Source organism: Prevotella sp. MGM2, assembly GCF_002933955.1.
Lineage (GTDB): Bacteria > Bacteroidota > Bacteroidia > Bacteroidales > Bacteroidaceae > Alloprevotella.
On the sequence record NZ_BEWW01000113.1, the window covers coordinates 1 to 4414 of the forward strand.

Annotated in this window: 1 protein-coding gene; it reads left to right on the forward strand. The window is 53.5% G+C overall.

What is annotated here, in order from left to right:
• Positions 1 to 288: 288 nt before the first annotated feature.
• A complete protein-coding gene (locus tag C5S62_RS02500) occupies positions 289 to 4308 on the forward strand; it encodes a glycoside hydrolase family 2 TIM barrel-domain containing protein (protein ID WP_104403917.1) in 4020 nt (1339 codons plus the stop codon).
• Positions 4309 to 4414: the final 106 nt, after the last annotated feature.

A 4414-nucleotide genomic window follows, 5' to 3' on the forward strand; every position in this document is an offset into this window, starting at 1 on the left:
CGTATTGCAATTCAAATTCCAAGTATTCGTGTTGAAATTCCGATACGGATTTTTTGGATTCCACTACTTCGAACCTATCTTTTAACACTCAAAAATGTAACAGAAAGTTAAATATGTTAAAATCGGAGACGTGTAAACCTGCCCTTTTCCTTATTAATATTGTCTTGTCTGGTTAAAATAACGGGAAAATCGTATATTTGCAAAATAACACAATCGTTCACAGTCTGCAACCATCTGTAAAAGAATAAACACAAACAATACACATCCTTTATGAAAAAGTTGCACTTCATGACAAGACAAGGCTTGAGCCTCTTCTTGTTCTTACTCGCAATGCTGCCAGTTTCTGCAAGCCGGCAGCAACCCACTCAGTTTACCAGAGGAATGTTCTATCATCTCGTGCCGGCCTCAAAAAACGGCTTTGTGGTGGAATATAACCCACGCACAGGAGAGGTGGCTCTGGCGCGGCTGGACGGCGAACGCACCGAACAGCACTGGACGGTATCCGAGCTTTCCGGTTCGTGGCGTTTCATCAATCCTTTCTCCAACCTGGCTCTACGCACCAAAGGCAATGCCGTACAGACGGGAGTGAACAACGGTTCGGATGAAGCCCAGTTATGGAAAACCGAAACCGACGGCGATGCCCTGCTACTCATCCCGACGAACCGCCCCGACGTGGCGGCCGCGGTGACCGCCGACGGTAAAGTAACGCTCATTGCCAAAAGCAGCGCCAAGGGCAACAAGGCCGCCCGCTTTCACATACGGAAAGCCACAGCCGCAGGATTCGACGATGCACTGACCTATCGCATACGTTCTGTAAAACATCCCGACATGGTGCTAGGCAACGGCGACTCGGGAGAGAACAACGCCCGCATCGTGGGCGAAAAAGCTGATGCCCAAAACCGCGGACAATACTGGAACATCAAAATGCTCGACCTCAGACAACGCGTCATAACCGGAGCTTTCTACACTCAGAACTTCGATGACGGCGGCGGCAATCCTGCCGTAGATTATCTATTGCAATGGCCTGCACAGGACGGCGTGTGGAACAACGCCCGCTTCCGCTTCGTACCCGTCGGAGGCAAAGAGGACGTTTACCTCATCTGTTCGGCCTCGCAAAACTCCGCCAAAGCCGGCACGATGTACACTCTCAAAAACGGGCAACTGAAACTGGCCAAACTCAACGCTGCCGACAGTGACGCATGGTTCTCCTTCGAGCAGGTACAAAAACCGAAAATAAAATCACCCTACTGGGAAGACGAAACAATCTTTGCAGAGAACAAGGAAGCGGGACGCGCCACTTTCATGCCATACGCCACAGAGGCTGAAATGCTGGCCGACAAAAACTACTACGCCACGCCATGGACAACACCGGTCAGTTCGCGTTATCAATCGCTCAACGGCACATGGCGTTTCCACTTCGTTCCGGAACCTTCACAACGTCCGCTCGACTTCTTCAAGGAAGGCTATGACGTATCATCATGGGACACCATCCCCGTTCCCTCCAACTGGGAAATGCAAGGCTACGACCGCCCCATCTACTGCAACGTGGAATACCCCCACTCCAACACGCCGCCTTTCATCAAAGCACGGCCGGGCTTCAACGACGGAGGCAAAAACTACAGCATCAATCCCGTAGGCTCCTACGTGCGTACCTTTTCCGTTCCCGACGACTGGACGGAACACCGCACACTCATTCACTTCGGCGGCATCTATTCGGCAGCCTTCGTATGGCTTAACGGACAATACATAGGTTACACGCAGGGCGCCAACAACGTAGCCGAATTTGACCTGACAAAACATCTGAAAAAAGGAGAGAACACGCTCGCCCTGCAAGTGTTCCGCTGGTCGGACGGCTCCTACCTCGAGTGTCAGGACATGTTCCGCATGTCAGGCATTTTCCGCGACGTATACCTGTACAATGTACCACGCGTCTTTGTGGCAGATCACAAAATCACCGCAGAGCTCAAGGACGGTTACCGCAACGCACGCCTCAATGTAGAGCTCGCCCTCGATGATCGCGACAATCTGGTCGAAAGAAAAAAACTGATAGTCCGTGTATTCGACCCGGCAGGACAGAAAATAGCGGAAAACACCTGTAGGTATTTCTATTCTCCGCGCCATAAAAACGCTCTCTTCGTAGATTTCGACCTCACTGACGTACAGCTATGGAGCGCCGAAACACCACATTTATATACCATCCACATCGTACAACTGGACAAGGCCGGCCGCGAAGAAATGGCCTTCTCCACAAAATACGGCTTCAGCGAAGTGAAGATAAAGGACTCACAGCTCTATGTGAACGGGCGGAAAGTATTTCTCAAAGGTGTGAACCGCCACGACACCGACCCGCGCCGCGGCCGTGCCGTCACAACGGAAGGAATGCTGCGCGACGTCACACTAATGAAGCGCAACAACATCAACACCATACGCACGTCGCACTATCCCAACGATGCGAAAATGTATGCCATGTTCGATTATTTCGGCCTCTACTGTGTGGACGAAGCCGACCTTGAGGACCATGCCAACCAAAGCATCTCCGACCGCGCGTCGTGGGTGCCGGCATTCGAAGATCGTATCGAGCGAATGGTGTTGCGCGACCGCAACCATCCCAGCATAGTCATGTGGAGCCTGGGTAACGAGGCGGGCAACGGCGAGAACTTCCGTTTCTGCTACGACAAGGCCCGGGAGCTCGACCCCACACGCCCCATCCACTATGAAGGCACCCGCGTCAGCGGAGAATACGGCGGCGAGCGCTTTTCCGACTTCTATTCGAAAATGTACCCTGGCATGCGCTGGATGAACAAGAATACCTCGGATCTTGACAAGCCGATGTTCATCTGCGAATACGCTCACGCCATGGGCAATGCTATCGGCAATCTGCGCGAATACTGGGAAGTGATAGAAAGGAGCAACAGTACCATCGGCGGCTGCATCTGGGACTGGGTAGACCAGGCCATCTATGACCCGGCGGAGATGAAAAACGGCGTATACCGCCTGCACACGGGATACGATTATCCCGGACCTCATCAGGGCAACTTCTGCTCCAACGGCATCGTATCGCCCGAGCGGCAGGAAGGGGCCAAACTGGCCGAAGTCAAAGCCGCACACCAGTTTGTGAAGTTCAAAATGCGATTAGTCAACGAAGACAGCAACCTTGCGACAGTGCATTTCAGAAACAAATACGCCTTCACATCGCTCGACCGGTTCGACCTGGTTTACGAAGTTGTCAGGAACGGACACGTGGCAGGCCGCAAGAAAATGGCCTTACCGGCGGTACTCCCCGACAACGGTGTGGAAATAAGCCTCAAACTGCCGAAAATCAAACTCCGCAAAGAGAGAGCCGCCGGCAACGAGATATTGCTCAATCTTTACGTGCAGCAGCGCGCGGCCACCGCTTCGGAACCGGCCGGACACCGCGTGGCACAGGCACAGTATGTGCTGACGGAGCGCACAGTCCTTCCCAAACTGGCCTCCCGCGGTGAAGCTCTGACGCAGACGGCCGCACTCGACCATACGACTATCGGCAACAAGAAAGTGTCGGTGACTTTCAACAATACCACAGGCGATCTCACATCACTGGCATTCGGCGGCCGCAATGTGCTGGCCGAAGGTCAGGGCTTCCGTTACGATAATCACCGCTGGATTGAGAACGACCGCTACACCCATACCGAAAACGGACTGTCGGATAAAGGTTCTCTGGAGGTGACTACCGACCGTGAAGGCAACACGGTGGTGAAGACCCGCCGCGACGGCTCTCTCTGCGCCACGGACATCACTTATACCATTCTGCCTCAGGGCATCGTAGACATGGACGTAACCTTTACGCCCAAAACGGGAAATCTGCGCCGTGCCGGACTGGTGTGCGGAATAGACACCGCCTTCTCAAACGTCAGCTATTACGCATACGGCCCGTGGGAGAATTATTGCGACCGCAAGGACGGTACCCTGCTGGGACGTTATGCCACAACGGTGGAGGACATGCCCGAACATTACGTAAAGCCCCAAAGTACGGGAGGCCGCGAAAGCATGCGGGAACTCATCCTGACGGACAAGAGCGGCTTCGGCCTGAAGATAGAGACAGAGGGACAGGTGAACTTCTCTGCCCTCCGCTTTACGGACGCCGACCTCATGAAGGCTCAGCACATGTGGGAACTCACGCCGCGTCCCTACACCGTGTTGCACCTCGACGCATGGACGCGCGGCATCGGCAACGCCAGTTGCGGACAAGATGTAGGCACTCTGCCCAAATACTGTGTGCCCGAAACGCCGCAGAGATACAAACTCCGTCTCAGTGCAGCAGGTAAATAAAAACAACCTTTACGAAAAGGACCGAAAAAATAAAAGAACGCATTCCTTACGGCCGTCGTGCAGAGAGTGGCAATGACATTTTAACACTATTTGCTTTCCGCCGGAA

Excerpts from the sequence above, each read along its gene's own strand:
- C5S62_RS02500 (WP_104403917.1), top strand. The coding sequence starts at position 289 with ATGACAAGACAAGGCTTGAGCCTCTTCTTGTTCTTACTCGCAATGCTG.